The sequence below is a fragment of the Streptomyces canus genome (assembly GCF_041435015.1).
Lineage (GTDB): Bacteria > Actinomycetota > Actinomycetes > Streptomycetales > Streptomycetaceae > Streptomyces > Streptomyces canus_G.
The window spans coordinates 1,658,467-1,673,108 of record NZ_CP107989.1 but is presented as its reverse complement, the minus strand read 5'-3'; the positions used below and the strand labels follow the sequence as shown (position 1 = coordinate 1,673,108).

General features: G+C 70.5%; 14 protein-coding genes. 10 read left to right on the top strand and 4 right to left on the bottom strand.

The genetic code is table 11. The features are described from left to right. Position 1: 1 nt before the first annotated feature. The gene (locus tag OG841_RS07805; protein ID WP_328642113.1) at positions 2 to 298 is read right to left on the bottom strand and encodes a YciI family protein; all 297 of its coding nucleotides are present in this window, start codon (positions 296 to 298) and stop codon (positions 2 to 4) included. Between the two features lie 42 nt (positions 299 to 340). Between OG841_RS07805 and OG841_RS07800 the strand changes: the two genes are divergently transcribed. Next, a complete protein-coding gene (locus tag OG841_RS07800; RefSeq protein WP_371564176.1) occupies positions 341 to 1,030 on the top strand; it encodes an endonuclease V in 690 nt (229 codons plus the stop codon). 98 nt (positions 1,031 to 1,128) lie between these two features. Beyond that, positions 1,129 to 1,287 carry a morphogenic membrane protein MmpA gene (gene mmpA / locus OG841_RS07795; protein WP_086723806.1) on the top strand — a complete coding sequence of 53 codons (159 nt, stop codon included), beginning with the start codon at positions 1,129 to 1,131 and terminating at the stop codon, positions 1,285 to 1,287. Positions 1,288 to 1,294: 7 nt separating this feature from the next. Here the strand turns inward: mmpA and OG841_RS07790 are convergent, their stop codons facing one another. Then, the gene (locus tag OG841_RS07790; RefSeq protein WP_365119085.1) at positions 1,295 to 2,473 is read right to left on the bottom strand and encodes a saccharopine dehydrogenase family protein; all 1,179 of its coding nucleotides are present in this window, start codon (positions 2,471 to 2,473) and stop codon (positions 1,295 to 1,297) included. A gap of 91 nt (positions 2,474 to 2,564) precedes the next feature. Here OG841_RS07790 and OG841_RS07785 point away from each other — a divergent pair, with 91 nt between their 5' ends. From OG841_RS07785 to OG841_RS07765, 5 genes are all read left to right on the top strand, one after another. Beyond that, the gene (locus tag OG841_RS07785) at positions 2,565 to 2,945 is read left to right on the top strand and encodes an MmcQ/YjbR family DNA-binding protein (RefSeq protein ID WP_365119153.1); all 381 of its coding nucleotides are present in this window, start codon (positions 2,565 to 2,567) and stop codon (positions 2,943 to 2,945) included. A gap of 109 nt (positions 2,946 to 3,054) precedes the next feature. Beyond that, the gene (locus OG841_RS07780; RefSeq protein ID WP_328642116.1) at positions 3,055 to 4,197 is read left to right on the top strand and encodes a CaiB/BaiF CoA transferase family protein; all 1,143 of its coding nucleotides are present in this window, start codon (positions 3,055 to 3,057) and stop codon (positions 4,195 to 4,197) included. A gap of 10 nt (positions 4,198 to 4,207) precedes the next feature. Continuing rightward, positions 4,208 to 5,350 carry an acyl-CoA dehydrogenase family protein gene (locus OG841_RS07775; RefSeq protein ID WP_328642117.1) on the top strand — a complete coding sequence of 381 codons (1,143 nt, stop codon included), beginning with the start codon at positions 4,208 to 4,210 and terminating at the stop codon, positions 5,348 to 5,350. 19 nt (positions 5,351 to 5,369) lie between these two features. Then, positions 5,370 to 6,584 carry an acetyl-CoA C-acetyltransferase gene (locus OG841_RS07770; RefSeq protein ID WP_328642118.1) on the top strand — a complete coding sequence of 405 codons (1,215 nt, stop codon included), beginning with the start codon at positions 5,370 to 5,372 and terminating at the stop codon, positions 6,582 to 6,584. A 42-nt stretch (positions 6,585 to 6,626) separates the two neighbouring features. Further along, positions 6,627 to 8,819 carry a 3-hydroxyacyl-CoA dehydrogenase NAD-binding domain-containing protein gene (locus OG841_RS07765; RefSeq protein WP_365119088.1) on the top strand — a complete coding sequence of 731 codons (2,193 nt, stop codon included), beginning with the start codon at positions 6,627 to 6,629 and terminating at the stop codon, positions 8,817 to 8,819. A gap of 227 nt (positions 8,820 to 9,046) precedes the next feature. Here OG841_RS07765 and OG841_RS07760 read toward each other — a convergent pair whose 3' ends face one another. Continuing rightward, positions 9,047 to 9,766 carry a MerR family transcriptional regulator gene (locus OG841_RS07760; RefSeq protein WP_371564172.1) on the bottom strand — a complete coding sequence of 240 codons (720 nt, stop codon included), beginning with the start codon at positions 9,764 to 9,766 and terminating at the stop codon, positions 9,047 to 9,049. Between the two features lie 227 nt (positions 9,767 to 9,993). Between OG841_RS07760 and OG841_RS07755 the strand changes: the two genes are divergently transcribed. The 3 genes from OG841_RS07755 to OG841_RS07745 are packed head-to-tail and all read left to right on the top strand — an operon-like array spanning position 9,994 to position 12,889. Next, entirely contained in the window at positions 9,994 to 11,460 is a 1,467-nt protein-coding gene (locus OG841_RS07755; protein ID WP_371564170.1) for an amino acid permease, read from the top strand. Positions 11,461 to 11,499: 39 nt separating this feature from the next. Next, positions 11,500 to 11,982, top strand: a complete 483-nt coding sequence (locus tag OG841_RS07750; RefSeq protein WP_328642122.1) for a macro domain-containing protein — start codon at positions 11,500 to 11,502, stop codon at positions 11,980 to 11,982. A 1-nt stretch (position 11,983) separates the two neighbouring features. After that, positions 11,984 to 12,889, top strand: a complete 906-nt coding sequence (locus OG841_RS07745; RefSeq protein ID WP_371564167.1) for a PfkB family carbohydrate kinase — start codon at positions 11,984 to 11,986, stop codon at positions 12,887 to 12,889. Positions 12,890 to 12,999: 110 nt separating this feature from the next. Here OG841_RS07745 and OG841_RS07740 read toward each other — a convergent pair whose 3' ends face one another. Continuing rightward, the gene (locus OG841_RS07740) at positions 13,000 to 14,514 is read right to left on the bottom strand and encodes a M1 family metallopeptidase (RefSeq protein WP_371564165.1); all 1,515 of its coding nucleotides are present in this window, start codon (positions 14,512 to 14,514) and stop codon (positions 13,000 to 13,002) included. Positions 14,515 to 14,642 lie beyond the last annotated feature (128 nt).

Genomic DNA, 14,642 nt, shown 5'->3' with positions numbered 1-14,642 from the left:
CTCAGTCCAGGGTCTCGCGGTACTCCTCCAGCGCGGGGGCCGTCTTCGTCGCGGCGAACTCGGTGACGCGGTAGGCACACACCCCGGCCTTGACGAACGGGTCACCCGCGACGGTCTCCTGGATCCGCGCGCGGTCCTCCGCGACGGCGATGATCACCCCGCCGTCGCGGGGGTTCTTGCGCCCGGACGCCAGGAAGACACCTCGCTCGTACTGCTCGTCCAACCAGGCGACATGTGCCGGCAGCACGGCGTCCACGGCATCGAGCGGGGCGGTGTAGGTCAGCTCCAGTACGAACATGATCGCGAGGGTACGCCGCCTCGCCGTACCCTCGTCCCCACCATGACGACCGTAGACATTCCCGCGGGCTGGCCCGCGACCGAGGAGCAGGCCCGCGCGGTCCAGGACGAGTTGAGGGCGAGGACGGTCCTCGACGAGTCCGGCCCACCGCCCGGCACCGGCCATGTCACCGGGGTCGACGTGGCCTACGACGACGAACGGGATGTCGTCGCGGCGGCGGCCGTGGTGCTGGACGCGGTGACCCTGGACGTCGTCGCCGAGGCCACGGCGATCGGGCGGATCTCCTTCCCGTACGTCCCCGGCCTGCTCGCCTTCCGCGAGATCCCCACGGTCCTCGCCGCCCTCGGCGCCCTGCCGTCGCCGCCCGGCCTGGTCGTCTGCGACGGCTACGGCCTCGCCCATCCCCGCCGCTTCGGCCTCGCGAGCCACTTGGGCGTGCTCACCGGTCTGCCGACGATCGGTGTCGCCAAGAACCCGTTCGCCTTCACCTACGACGATCCCGGCGCCCGGCGTGGCACCTGGGCGCCGCTGATGGCGGACACGGAGGAGGTGGGCCGGGCCCTGCGGACCCGCGAGGCCGTGAAGCCGGTCTTCGTCTCGGTCGGCCACCGCGTGAGCCTCGACAACGCCTGCGCCCACACACTCGCCCTCACGCCGGCGTACCGGCTCCCGGAGACGACCCGCAGGGCGGACGCGCTGTGCCGGAAGGCGCTGCGGGCGGCGACCGCCTGACCGCGCTCCAGGAGGGGACGGAGCCAGGGGGACTGAGTACGTCGTCTGAGTATCTGTACGGATGTGCGCGCCCCGGTGCGATCGGCAGGCTGTCCCGCATGACGACGCACCGCATGACCCACCGTTCTCCCAAGCCCCTCGCCGACCCGAACCGGCCCGTCGAGCGCGCGGTGACCGCCGCACTGGTCCTCGGTGTGCTCGCGGGACTCGGCTGGATCGCGGGGATGATCTACACGGTGGCGGGCTGGTCCTTCTGACCCGGGATCACCGGTTCGACGCCACCCGGAAGGTGATTCCGGCCCGTTGCAGCCGTTCGATCAGCGCGTCCCCCATCGCCACCGCCGTCGTGACCTGACCCGCGGTCTCCGGCAGGTCGTCGAAGGCCAGGGACAGCGCCGACTCGGCGAACATCTTCGCCGTCTCGTCGTATCCGGGATCGCCGCCCGCGACCTCGGTGAACACCCGGCGCCCGCCGCCCTCGCCGACGAAGCGCACGGTGAACCAGCTCTTGGCCCGTTTATCGGCGCTCGGCCCGTCACCCGGCTTGACCCGGCCGGACAACCAGCGCCGGGCGGGCGGCACCTGCGCCGCCGCGAACAACGCGCTCACGGCGGCGACCCCGCCCACCGCCATGGGCAGTCGCCGTACCGCCGCGTAGTGGCGGTAGCGGAAGTCGGGGCCGTAGCGCTCGAGTGCCTTCGCGGAGCGGCGCACGATCTGCGCGTCGATGGTCGGCAGGGGCAGGGCCCAGGCGCCGATCTCCTGGGCGTACCGCGGGGTTCCGGTCGGCGCGGTGGCCCGTCGGCCCACCAGGCGCGGCTCGTGCCGTCCGCGGTCCCGGGCGGCGGCGATCATCTGCCGGCCCCGCGCGAACTGGTTCAGCGCCGAGGCGAATGTTCCGCCGGAGAAGGTGGCGTCGGCGGTCACGAACCCGTCGACGGTCAGCGGCACGCCCTCCGGCAGTTGCCGGACCGTGAAGTACGCCCCCAGGTCGTGCGGGACCGAGTCGAACCCGCACGCGTGCACCAGCCGTGAGCCCGTCTCACGCGCGCGTGCGTCGTGCCGGACGTACATCAGGTCCACGAACTCCGGCTCGCCCGAGAGGTCGAGGTAGTCCGTGCCGGCGTCCGCGCAGGCGGCGACGAGCTCCTCGCCGTACGTCAGATAGGGGCCGACCGTGGTGGCTACCACGCGCGCGTGCCCGGCGAGGGCACGCAGCGACTCCGGGTCCGAGACGTCGGCCGTGAGCACCCCGACATCCGTGCCCTCGGGAAGCTTCTCTCGCAGTGCCCGGAGCTTGCCCTCGCTGCGGCCGGCGATCGCCCAGCGCAGATCGTCCGGGCCGTGTGCGGCGAGGTACTCCGCGGTGAGCACTCCCGCGAAGCTGGTCGCTCCGAAGAGCACGATGTCGTAGGGGCGGTCCGCCCTTTTCAGCCTGCTCATGACACTCCTGGTCCCGCCGCACGCGCCGTTGTCGGTGGCCGAGGCTAGCGTGAGGAGTGTGGAGCCCGACGAGGAGGCCGGAGGTGGGACGGTGGCCGTGCCCAGGAATGCCCTGAAGAAGTGGGAGAAAGTGCGCGAGTTCGCGCTGGGGCTGCCGGGTGCCGCGGAGGAGTTCCCCTGGGGCGAGACCGTCGCCAAGGTCAACAAGAAGGTCTTCGTCTTCCTGGGCGTGAGTGACGGCAGCCACCCTATGGGCGCCACGGTGAAGCTCAAGGACGCCGAGGCCCACGCCCACGCGCTGACCTCCCCGGGCGCCGAGCCCGCAGGGTACGGCCTGGGCAAGGCCGGGTGGGTGCGCGTCCCGCTCGCGGAGAAGGGCTCCCCGGCGGCGGACCTGCTGTGCGACTGGGTCGAGGAGAGCTATCGCGCGATCGCGCCGAAACGGCTGATAGCGGAGCTCGACGCCCGGTGACCGGGCCCATAATTGGCTAAGCGCTTGCTCGCTCAGGTCTTGTGTCCACTGGAACGCGTTCATAGCATCACTGGTGTTACATCAGTTGTGTCACGCCAATGGGGGCTGGATGACAACGGCAACGACGCCCGGGCCGCTCGCCGGCGTACGCGTGGTCGAGCTGGCCGGTATCGGGCCCGGCCCGTTCGCCGCCATGCTCCTCGCCGACCTGGGGGCCGACGTCGTCCACGTGTCCCGGCCGGGCGGCGTCAGCCTGTCGATCAACCCCGCCTACGACATCACCAACCGCAACAAACGCTCGGTGGTCGTCGACCTCAAGGCTCCCGACGGCGCCGCGCGCGTGCTCGACCTCGCCGCCCGCGCCGACATCCTGATCGAGGGCAACCGCCCGGGAGTCGCCGAGCGCCTCGGGGTCGGCCCCGAGGACTGCCACGCGCGCAACCCCGCCCTCGTCTACGGCCGGATGACCGGCTGGGGCCAGCAAGGGCCGCTCGCCCAGCGCGCCGGGCACGACATCGCGTACATCGCGCTCACCGGCACCCTCGGCATGATCGGCGAACCGGGCCGGCCCCCCGCCGTCCCCGCCAACCTCCTCGGCGACTACGCGGGCGGCTCCCTGTACCTCGTCGTCGGCGTCCTCGCCGCCCTGCACCACGCGCGCGCGACCGGCACCGGCCAGGTCGTCGACGCCGCCATCGTCGACGGCGCCTCCCACCTCGCCGCGATGATCCACGCCATGACCGCCGCCGGCGGCTGGCAGGACCGGCGCGGCGCCAACCTCCTGGACGGCGGCTGCCCGTACTACGGCACCTACGAGACCGCGGACGGCACGTACATGGCGGTGGGCGCGCTGGAGCCGCAGTTCTACGACCTGTTCCTGGACCTGCTCGGCCTGCCGGACTTCGAGGACGCCCGCAAGGACTGGACCCGCTGGGGCGAACTGCGCGAGGCGGTCACCGCCCGCTTCAAGTCCCGTACGAGAGACGAGTGGACGACCGTCTTCGAGGGCACCGACGCGTGCGTGGCGCCCGTCCTGTCCCTGCGCGAGGCCCCGCACCACCCACACCTCGCCGCCCGCGGCACCTTCACCGACCACGGCGGCATCACCCAGCCCGCGCCCGCGCCCCGCTTCTCGGCGACCCCGACGTCCGTCCGCACGGGGCCCGCCACGGCCGGCGCCGACACCGCGGACGTGGCACGCGACTGGGACGTACCGGATCTCCTGAAAGGCCCGAATGAAGGCCCCGCATGAAAGGCCCCGAATGAAGCGGCAGCTCTTCGCGCCCGAGCACGACGCGTTCCGCGAGACCGTGCGCGCCTTCCTGGCCAGGGAGGTGCTGCCGCACTACGAGCAGTGGGAGAAGGACGGCATCGTCGCGCGCGAGGCCTGGCGGGCGGCCGGCAAGCAGGGCCTGCTCGGGCTCGCCGTGCCCGAGGAGTTCGGGGGCGGCGGCACGACCGACTTCCGCTACGCCACCGTCCTGGCCGAGGAGTTCACGCGCGCGGGTGCTCCCGGCCTCGCCCTGGGCCTGCACAACGACGTCATCGGCCCGTATCTCACCGGCCTCGCCACCGAGGAACAGAAGCGCCGCTGGCTGCCCGGCTTCTGTGACGGTTCGCTCGTCACCGCCATCGCCATGACCGAGCCCGGCGCGGGCTCCGACCTCCAGGGCATCCGCACGCACGCGGAGGACCGCGGCGAGCACTGGCTGCTGAACGGCTCCAAGACGTTCATCTCCAACGGGATCATCGCCGACCTGGTGATCGTGGTCGCCAGGACGACACCCGAGGGCGGGGCACGCGGACTGTCGTTGCTGGTCGTCGAGCGCGGCACGGAGGGTTTCGAGCGCGGCCGCAACCTCGACAAGATCGGCCAGAAGGCCCAGGACACGGCCGAGTTGTTCTTTCACGACGTGCGCGTGCCGAAGGAGAACCTCCTCGGCGAACACAACGGCGCCTTCGGGCACCTGATGGCCAACCTCGCGCAGGAGCGCCTGAGCATCGCCGTCTCCGCGATCGCCGCCGCCGAACACCTCCTGGAGATCACCACCGAGTACGTCAAGGAGCGCGAGGCCTTCGGTCGGCCGCTCGCCACCAAGCAGCACATCCGGTTCGAGATAGCCGAGATGGCCACGGAGTGCGCGGTCACGCGGACGTTCGTCGACCGTTGCGTCGAGGACCACTCCGAGGGGGGACTGGACGCCGTCCACGCCTCCATGGCCAAGTGGTGGGCGACCGAGCTCCAGAAGCGGGTCGCCGATCGCTGTCTCCAACTGCACGGCGGGTACGGCTACATGAGCGAGTACCCCGTCGCCAAGGCCTTCACCGACGGCCGTATCCAGACCATCTACGGCGGCACGACCGAGATCATGAAAGAGATCATCGGCCGTTCCCTCCTGAGCTGACTCTCCCGAAAGGCTTCCCGTGAGCACCGAAGCGTACGTGTACGACGCGATCCGCACCCCGCGCGGCCGGGGCAAGGCGAACGGCGCCCTGCACGGCACCAAGCCCATCGACCTGGTCGTCGGACTCATCCATGAGATCCGCGCCCGCTTCCCGGACCTGGACCCGGCCGCGGTCGACGACATCGTGCTCGGCGTCGTCGGCCCGGTCGGGGACCAGGGCTCCGACATCGCCCGGATCGCCGCCGTCGCCGCCGGGCTGCCGGACACGGTCGCGGGCGTACAGGAGAACCGCTTCTGTGCCTCGGGCCTGGAGGCCGTCAACATGGCGGCCGCCAAGGTGCGTTCGGGCTGGGAGGACCTGGTCCTCGCGGGCGGTGTCGAGTCGATGTCCCGGGTGCCGATGGCCTCCGACGGCGGCGCCTGGTTCAACGACCCGATGACCAACCTGGCCGTCAACTTCGTGCCGCAGGGCATCGGCGCCGACCTGATCGCCACGATCGAGGGATTCTCCCGCCGTGACGTCGACGAGTACGCGGCCCTCTCTCAGGAGCGCGCGGCCACGGCCTGGAAAGAGGGTCGCTTCGACCGGTCCGTCGTCCCGGTCAAGGACCGCGCCGGCCTGACGGTCCTCGACCACGACGAGCACCTGCGACCGGGTACGACCGCCGACTCCCTCGGCAAGCTCAAGCCGTCCTTCGCGGACATCGGCGACCTCGGCGGCTTCGACGCCGTGGCCTTGCAGAAGTACCACTGGGTCGAGAAGATCGACCACGTCCACCACGCGGGCAACTCCTCCGGCATCGTGGACGGTGCCTCGCTGGTCGCGATCGGCTCCCGGGAGGTCGGCGAGCGCTACGGCCTCACCCCGCGCGCGCGGATCGTGTCCGCGGCGGTCTCCGGTTCCGAACCCACCATCATGCTCACCGGCCCCGCGCCCGCCACCCGCAAGGCACTCGCCAAGGCCGGACTGACCATCGACGACATCGACCTCGTCGAGATCAACGAGGCCTTCGCGGCGGTCGTCCTGCGCTTCGTGCGGGACATGGGCCTGTCACTGGACAAGGTCAACGTCAACGGCGGCGCGATCGCGCTCGGCCACCCGCTCGGTGCCACCGGCGCCATGATCCTGGGCAGCCTGATCGACGAACTGGAGCGCCAGGACAAGCGGTACGGCCTCGCGACGCTCTGTGTGGGCGGCGGCATGGGCATCGCCACCATCGTCGAGCGCATCTGACCCCCTCCCACGGATACGACGGATCACATGGAGCACTTCCACATGAGCACTCAGTCCACGACCATCCGCTGGGAACAGGACCGCACCGGCGTCGTCACCCTCGTCCTCGACGACCCCGACCAGTCCGCGAACACCATGAACAAGGCGTTCCGCGACTCCCTCGCGGTGATCACCGACCGCCTGGAGGCCGAGAAGGACACCGTCCGCGGTGTCATCATCACCTCCGCCAAGAAGACCTTCTTCGCGGGCGGCGACCTGCGCGACCTCATCCGGGTCACGCCCGAAACCGCACAGGAACTCTTCGACGGCGGCCTCGCGATCAAGCGCAACCTGCGCCGCATCGAGACCCTGGGCAAGCCGGTCGTCGCCGCGATCAACGGCGCGGCCCTGGGCGGCGGTTACGAGATCGCCCTCGCCTGCCACCACCGCATCGCCCTCGACGCACCCGGCTCCAAGATCGGCTGCCCCGAGGTCACCCTCGGCCTGCTCCCCGGAGGCGGCGGAGTCGTCCGTACGGTCCGCCTCCTGGGCATCGCCGACGCCCTCCTGAAGGTCCTGCTCCAGGGCACCCAGTACGCCCCGCAGCGCGCCCTGCAGAACGGCCTGGTCGACGACGTGGCCACCACACAGGACGAACTCCTGGCCAAGGCCCGGGCCTTCATCGACGCCAACCCCGAGTCCCAGCAGCCCTGGGACAAGCCGGGCTACCGCATCCCCGGCGGCACACCCGCCCACCCGAAGTTCGCGGCGAACCTCCCCGCCTTCCCGGCGACGCTCCGCAAGCAGACGAACGGCGCGCCCTACCCGGCCCCGCGCAACATCCTCGCGGCGGCGGTGGAAGGCGCCCAGGTCGACTTCGAGACGGCCCAGGTCATCGAGGCGCGCTACTTCGTCGAGCTGGCCGCCGGTCAGACGTCCAAGAACATGATCCAGGCGTTCTTCTTCGACCTCCAGGCGGTGAACTCCGGCGCGAACCGCCCCAAGGGCGTGGCCCCCCGTCAGGTCCGCAAGGTGGCCGTACTCGGCGCCGGGATGATGGGCGCGGGCATCGCGTACTCGTGCGCCCGCGCGGGCATCGACGTGGTCCTGAAGGACGTGGACCCGCAGGCCGCGGCCAAGGGCAAGGCCTACTCGGAGAAGCTCTGCGCGAAGGCGGTCTCCCGCGGCCGGACGACCCAGGAGAAGGCGGACGCGCTCCTGGCCCGCATCACTCCCACGGCAGACCCACAGGACCTGGCCGGCTGCGATGCGGTCATCGAGGCCGTCTTCGAGGACTCGGCGCTGAAGCACAAGGTCTTCCAGGAGATCCAGCACATCGTCGAGCCGGACGCGCTGCTCTGCTCCAACACCTCGACCCTGCCGATCACCGCGCTGGCCGAGGGCGTGGAGCGCCAGACGGACTTCGTCGGCCTGCACTTCTTCTCCCCGGTCGACAAGATGCCGCTGGTCGAGATCATCAAGGGGGAGAGGACGGGCGAGGAGGCGCTGGCTCGTGCCTTCGACCTGGTCCGGCAGATCAAGAAGACGCCGATCGTCGTGAACGACTCCCGCGGCTTCTTCACCTCCCGCGTCATCGGGCACTTCCTCAACGAGGGTGTGGCCATGGTCGGCGAGGGCATCGAGCCCGCGTCGATCGAGCAGGCGGCAGCACAGGCGGGCTACCCGGCGAAGGTCCTGTCGCTGATGGACGAGCTGACCCTCACGCTCCCGCGCAAGATCCGCAAGGAGACGAAGCAGGCGGTGGAGGAGGCGGGCGGAACCTGGACACCCCACCCCGCGGAGGCGGTCATCGACCGCATGGTCGACGAGTTCGGCCGCACGGGCCGCAGCGGGGGAGGCGGCTTCTACGACTACGGCGACGACGGCGGGCGCACCTCCCTGTGGCCGGGCCTGCGGGAACACTTCACGCGCGCGGGTTCGGAGATCCCCCTCGAGACGGTGCCTTTCAAAGACATGCAGGAACGCATGCTCTTCTCCGAGGCCCTGGACACGGTCAAACTCCTGGAGGAGGGAGTGCTGACCTCGGTCGCCGACGCCAACATCGGCTCCATCTTCGGCATCGGATTCCCCGGCTGGACGGGCGGAGTCCTGCAGTACATCAACGGCTACCAGGGCGGCCTCCCGGGCTTCGTGGCCCGCGCACGTGAACTGGCGGAGCGGTACGGAGAGCGGTTCACGCCGCCGGCGTTGCTGGTGGAGAAGGCGGAGAACGGAGAGCGCTTCGGGGACCAGTGACGCGCATGCGATGAACGCCGGGCGGGCGAGTGCGGCTCGCCCGGCGTTCGGGGCCGGCCGACTCAGCCCGTCCAATCGCGTCTCTTCGGGCCCACAACCCAGGGCTCCCCGACGCCGGCTTGCGAGCCGGTCGCACCTCAACTCCCGCCACGAGGAGCGCCCATGGGTCACCGCCCTACCACCGAACTGCCTCTGCGCGCCCGCACCGGAACCGAACCCGTAACCGGTCAGGAGCCTCCGCCGACCTCCGACGTCCACTCCCGCAGCTCCTCCTTGAGCGACCGCTGAAAGGTCGTCAACAGGGCCTGCACGACCAGGGGTTCCATGTGCGCGGACAGTGATTTCACGTCCTGCGCGTCACGTTGGGCCACCTCGCCCCGGAACAGCTGGGACAACTCGTGCGCGGCGGCCCGGGAGTGCTCGATGAGCACCTTGCGCGAGGCCAGGATCGCCTCCAGCGACAGCGGGACGTCGAGCAGTCCGACACCGAGCCGGAGCAGGCCCAGGTCGACGCGGTAGCCGTCGCCGTCCGGTCGTACGACGTCCATCGCGGCGAGCCGTTCCAGGTCGTCGTCGCTCAGCGCCCGTCCCGCCCGCCGCCGGAGCTCCTCGCGCGCCACCAGCTCCACGGTGTCCGGGGCCCAGGAGGCCACCACCGCCCGGTGGATCGCGAGGTCATGGGGGCTCAGGTCGGCCGGCAGCTGCTGCACGTAGCGTTCGATTGCCGCGAGGGTCATGCCCCGGTGCTGGAGCTCCTCGATCAGCGCGAGGCGGGCGAGGTGCTCGCGGCCGTAGTGACCGACCCGGCGCGGACCGATCACCGGCGGCGGCAGCAGCCCTCGCGTGCCGTAGAAGCGCACCGTGCGGACCGTGACCCCCGCCTGCGCGGCCAGCTCGTCGACGGTGAAGGTCGGCTCCTCGGCGTCGGTTGAGGTGTCGGTCGTCATGTGGAGCAGTATCGCTGTCTCACCATTGCTGTGACACCTGGTGCTGTGACACCTGTTCCGACCACCTTCGAGACGTCTGCCTCTGTGACGTCCGCCACCGTGTGCGGGGCGGCTTCCCGGGAAGGCGAGCCCTCGGCCTGTGCCCATCACCGAAGGGGGCACGGGCCGACGCACGTCCGGAAACCCGAGCGAGACCTGCCGGGGCGCACCAGAGAGTGGAACCACCTGTGAGCAAGGACGCCGTGCAATCGGCACAGGCCGCCGCCCGCACCGACGTGGCCCGGGTGCCCGCCGACGCGGGCGACGCCGGCTACAGCAAGGACCTCAAGGCCCGCCACGTCAACATGATCGCCATCGGCGGCGCGATCGGCACCGGCCTCTTCCTGGGCGCCGGAGGACGCCTCCACACCGCGGGCCCGGCGCTGGCGCTGGCCTACCTGGTCTGCGGCGTCTTCGCCTTCTTCGTCGTCCGTGCCCTGGGCGAGCTGGTCCTCTACCGGCCCTCCTCGGGCTCCTTCGTGTCGTACGCGCGGGAGTTCCTCGGCGAGAAAGGGGCCTACGTCGCCGGCTGGATGTACTTCCTGAACTGGTCGACGACCGGCATCGCCGACATCACCGCGATCGCGCTCTACACCCACTACTGGAGCCTGTTCACCGACATCCCCCAGTGGACGCTGGCCCTGATCGCGCTGGCCGTGGTCCTCGCCGTGAACCTGATCTCGGTGAAGATCTTCGGCGAGATGGAGTTCTGGTTCGCGATCATCAAGGTCGCCACGCTCGTCGGCTTCATGCTGATCGGCATCTTCCTGCTGGCCACTCAGCACGAGGTGGGCGGTGGCACACCCGGTCCGAGTGTGATCACCGACAACGGCGGTGTCCTCCCGCACGGCGTGATGCCGGTCGTCCTCGTCATGCAGGGCGTGATCTTCGCCTACGCCGCGCTGGAGCTGGTCGGGGTCGCGGCGGGGGAGACGGCGGAACCGGAGAAGGTCGTCCCGCGCGCGGTGAACTCGATCATGTGGCGAGTGGGCCTGTTCTACGTCGGCTCGGTCGTCCTCCTGGCCCTGCTCCTGCCGGGTTCGGTCTACTCGGCCGACGAGAGCCCCTTCGTCACGGTCCTGTCGAAGATCGGGATCCCGGCGGCCGGTGACGTGATGAACCTGGTGGTCCTGACCGCGGCGATGTCCTCGCTGAACTCGGGCCTGTACTCCACCGGCCGCATCCTGCGCTCCATGGCGACGGCGGGCTCGGCCCCGAAGTTCACGGCCCGCATGAACCGCAGCCAGGTCCCCTACGGCGGCATCCTGCTCACCTGCGCGGTCTGCGTCCTCGGCGTCGGCCTGAACTACCTCATGCCGAGCCAGGCCTTCGAGATCGTGCTGAACGTCGCCTCCCTCGGCGTCATCAGTACCTGGGTGATCATCATGATCTGCCACCTGGTCTTCGTCCGCCGGGCACGGGCGGGCCTGGTCACCCGCCCCTCCTTCCGTCTGCCCTTCAGCCCGGCCACGGAGATCACCACGATCGTCTTCCTCCTCGCCTGCCTGGGCATGATGTGGAACGACCCGGAGGTCGGCCGCAGGACGCTCCTGCTGATCCCGGTGATCGCGGTACTCCTGGTGGGCGGCTGGTTCGGCATCCGCCGCAGGGTCGAACGCACGGCAGACCGCGAACTGACCGACCTCACGGACTGACGAACCCCCTTTGTCAGTGGCGCCCTCTACGGTGGCGTCATGGGGGAGATCACGTACATCCGAGGCGACGCCACCGCTCCGTCGGCGAAGGGCATCAAGCTGATCGCGCACGTCTGCAACGACCTCGGGGGCTGGGGCAAGGGCTTCGTCGTCGCGGTGTCGCGCAGGTGGCCCGAGCCGGAGACCGCGTACCGCGCCTGGCACCGGGGGCGCGCGTCGAACGACTTCGGGTTGGGCGCCGCACAGTTCGTGCAGGTCGAGCCGTACGTCTGGGTGGCCAACATGGTCGGACAGCGGGGGATACGGACCGGCAGCAAGGGCGTCCCGGTCCGGTACGAGGCGATCGACGCGGCTCTGGGCCGCCTGGCCGAGAAGGCCCTGGAACTCACAGCGTCCGTGCACATGCCACGGATAGGGTGCGGACTGGCCGGCGGGAAGTGGTCCCGCGTGGAGCCGCTGATCAACGAGCGGCTGGTGAGGCGGGGTGTCGCCGTCACCGTCTACGACCACGGGGAGAATTGACGTGAGCCGGGACATCGACGTGCTCGTGCTCGGCGGGGCCGGGGTGGACACCATCGTGTACGTCCCCGCGCTGCCCTTGCCCTACGCCGACAGTTACATGATCGACTCCGGCATCCGCACCCGCGCCGGACAGACCGGGGACTTCGTCGCCGTGGGCCTCGGTGCCCTCGGACTGAAGACCCACCACCTCGACTTCCTCGGCGACGACCCCGAGGGCGACCTCGTCCGCGCCCTTCACCGCGATCGCGGCATCGCCCTCACCGCCGTACCCCAGCCCGCCGGGACCAAGCGGGCGGTCAACCTCGTCGGCCCCGACGGCAGGCGCCTGTCCCTGTACGACACCAGCCGCGCCCGCCCCGACGACCGCATCCCGCCGGACACCCTGAGGCCCCTCGCCGAGGCGAGCCGCCATGTCCACGTCTCGATCACCCACCCCTGCGCCCACGCCCTTCCCCTCCTCCGGGACACCGGGGCCACCCTCTCCACCGACCTCCACGACTGGGACGGCGAGAACCCGTACCACGAGCCGTTCGCCCTCGCCGCCGACGTGGTTTTCCTGTCCGCGGCCGCCCTCACCGACCCCGAGCACACCCTGCGCGACATCGCCGCGCGCGGCCGTGCCGAAGTGGTCGTCGCCACCGCGGGCGCCGAGGGTGCGTACCTCCTCACCGACGACGAGCTGACCCACATCCCGCCGGTCGCACCCCCCGCCCCCGTGATCGACTCCAACGGCGCCGGGGACGCCTTCGCCGCCGCCTTCCTCCTCGGCCGCCTGACCGGCGAACCCCCGCACCGGTGCGCGCTGTACGGCGCGGTGGCCGGCGCCCACGCCTGCACCGTGCCGTCGACGGAGACGGACGCGATCACCAGGGACGCACTCCTCGCCCGCGTGGGATCGGCACGCTGAAACTCCTGATCCTGTTCGGACCGGCCCTCGCGGGCTGCGGAAGCGTCGCAGAACGCCGGTCGGACGCCCACGGAGTTCTGGAGTCGTACCCTTCGCCAGAACCCCAGGCCCTACTCGCCGTGCTCCTGCTCGTGCACGTCGTTCGTCGCCGCGATCTTCTTCCACGACTTCGGCTGCACGGAGGCGTCCGCGGCCTCCCCGGCCTTCGCGATCGACGCGCCCCGCGCCGCCGGCGCCCCCGGCTTCGACGGCTGGAACAGCCACGTGTCGAACAGCGCCGCCAGCGGCTGCCCGGACACCTCCTCGGCGTACCTCTGGAAGTCGGCGACGGACGCGTTGCCGTACGCGTACTTCTGCGGCCAGCCCTTCAGCACGGCGAAGAAGGCCTCGTCGCCGATCTCGTTCCGCAGCGCCTGCAGGGCCAGCGCACCCCGGTCGTAGACGGCGAGGTCGAACTGGTTCTCCGGCCCGGGATCACCCGGCTTCACCGTCCAGAACGCGTCGTCGGCCGGATGCGAGGCGTACACGTAGTCGGCGAGTTCCTGCGCCGTCCCCTCGCCCTCGTGCTCGGACCACAGCCACTGCGCGTACCGTGCGAAGCCCTCGTTGACCCAGATGTCCTTCCAGCCGCGCACGGACACGAGGTCGCCGTACCACTGGTGGGCCAACTCGTGCACGACCACGGAGGTGTTGGACCCGTTCGCGAACTGCCGCGGGCTGTAGAACGGGCGGGTCTGCGTCTCCAGCGCGTACCCGGTGGTGGTGTTCGGCACATATCCGCCGAGCGCGTTGAAGGGATACGGCCCGAAGTATCCGCTCAGCCAGTCGGCGATCTCCCCGGTCCGCTCGACACTGGCACGGGCCGCGCCGTAGTTGGCCCCGAGGTCCTTGCTGTAGGCGTTGACGACCGGGATCCCGCCGTCGGTCGTCCCGGTCGTGACGTCGAACTTCCCGACGGCCAGGGTCGCGAGATAGGTGGCCTGCGGTTTGTCGGAGCGCCAGGTGTAGCGCGTCCAGCCGAGGCGTGAACTCGTCGACTGGAGCGTTCCGTTGGAGATGGCCTGGCTGCCGTCCGGCACCAGGACCGACACGTCGTAGGTGGCCTTGTCGAGCGGGTGGTCGTTGCTCGGGAACCACCACCAGGCCGCCTCGGGCTCGTTCGCCCCGACCCCGCCGTCAGGAGTGCGGTGCCAGCTGGTGAAGCCGTACGCCTGCTTCGACGACGGCACCCCGCTGTAGCGGACCACCACGGTCACGGACGTGCCCTTGGCCAGGGGCGACTTCGGCGTGATCTCCAACTCGTGCTCACCGGAGGTCGTGAACGACGCCTTGGCGCCGTTGACCCGCACCTCGCTCGCGTCGAGCAGAAAGTCCAGATCGAAGCGGGACAGATCCTGCGTGGTGCGCGCGAGAAGAGTCGCCGTTCCCTCCAACTCGTCCGTCGCCGGCTGGTACTTCAGCCGCAGGTCGTAGTGGGAGACGTCGTATCCGCCGTTGCCGTAGGCCGGGTAGTAGGGGTCGCCGATACCCGGTGCGCCGGGGGAGAAGCCCGCTGCCGACGCCGGGATCGCCAGCATCAGGGAGGCCGTCGCGAGTGCGCCCGGTGCGATGAGTCTGCGGTGCACGAAAGCTCCAAGTCGTAGGGGCACGAAGTCTGTTCGCAGCCTATTCACCACCTGTGAGCTGGATGTGTCCATGGGCACTCCTGTCACACGATCGCCATTCGGCCGTCATGGTCTCAAGGGGCCCTCTT

Bases quoted from the DNA above. Each gene is read 5' to 3' on its own strand.
- OG841_RS07790 (WP_365119085.1), bottom strand. From the start codon at position 2,473: ATGAGCAGGCTGAAAAGGGCGGACCGCCCCTACGACATCGTGCTCTTC.
- OG841_RS07775 (WP_328642117.1), top strand. From the start codon at position 4,208: ATGAAGCGGCAGCTCTTCGCGCCCGAGCACGACGCGTTCCGCGAGACC.
- OG841_RS07765 (WP_365119088.1), top strand. From the start codon at position 6,627: ATGAGCACTCAGTCCACGACCATCCGCTGGGAACAGGACCGCACCGGC.
- OG841_RS07760 (WP_371564172.1), bottom strand. From the start codon at position 9,766: ATGACGACCGACACCTCAACCGACGCCGAGGAGCCGACCTTCACCGTC.
- OG841_RS07750 (WP_328642122.1), top strand. From the start codon at position 11,500: ATGGGGGAGATCACGTACATCCGAGGCGACGCCACCGCTCCGTCGGCG.
- OG841_RS07805 (WP_328642113.1), bottom strand. From the start codon at position 298: ATGTTCGTACTGGAGCTGACCTACACCGCCCCGCTCGATGCCGTGGAC.
- OG841_RS07800 (WP_371564176.1), top strand. From the start codon at position 341: ATGACGACCGTAGACATTCCCGCGGGCTGGCCCGCGACCGAGGAGCAG.
- OG841_RS07780 (WP_328642116.1), top strand. From the start codon at position 3,055: ATGACAACGGCAACGACGCCCGGGCCGCTCGCCGGCGTACGCGTGGTC.
- mmpA (WP_086723806.1), top strand. From the start codon at position 1,129: ATGACGACGCACCGCATGACCCACCGTTCTCCCAAGCCCCTCGCCGAC.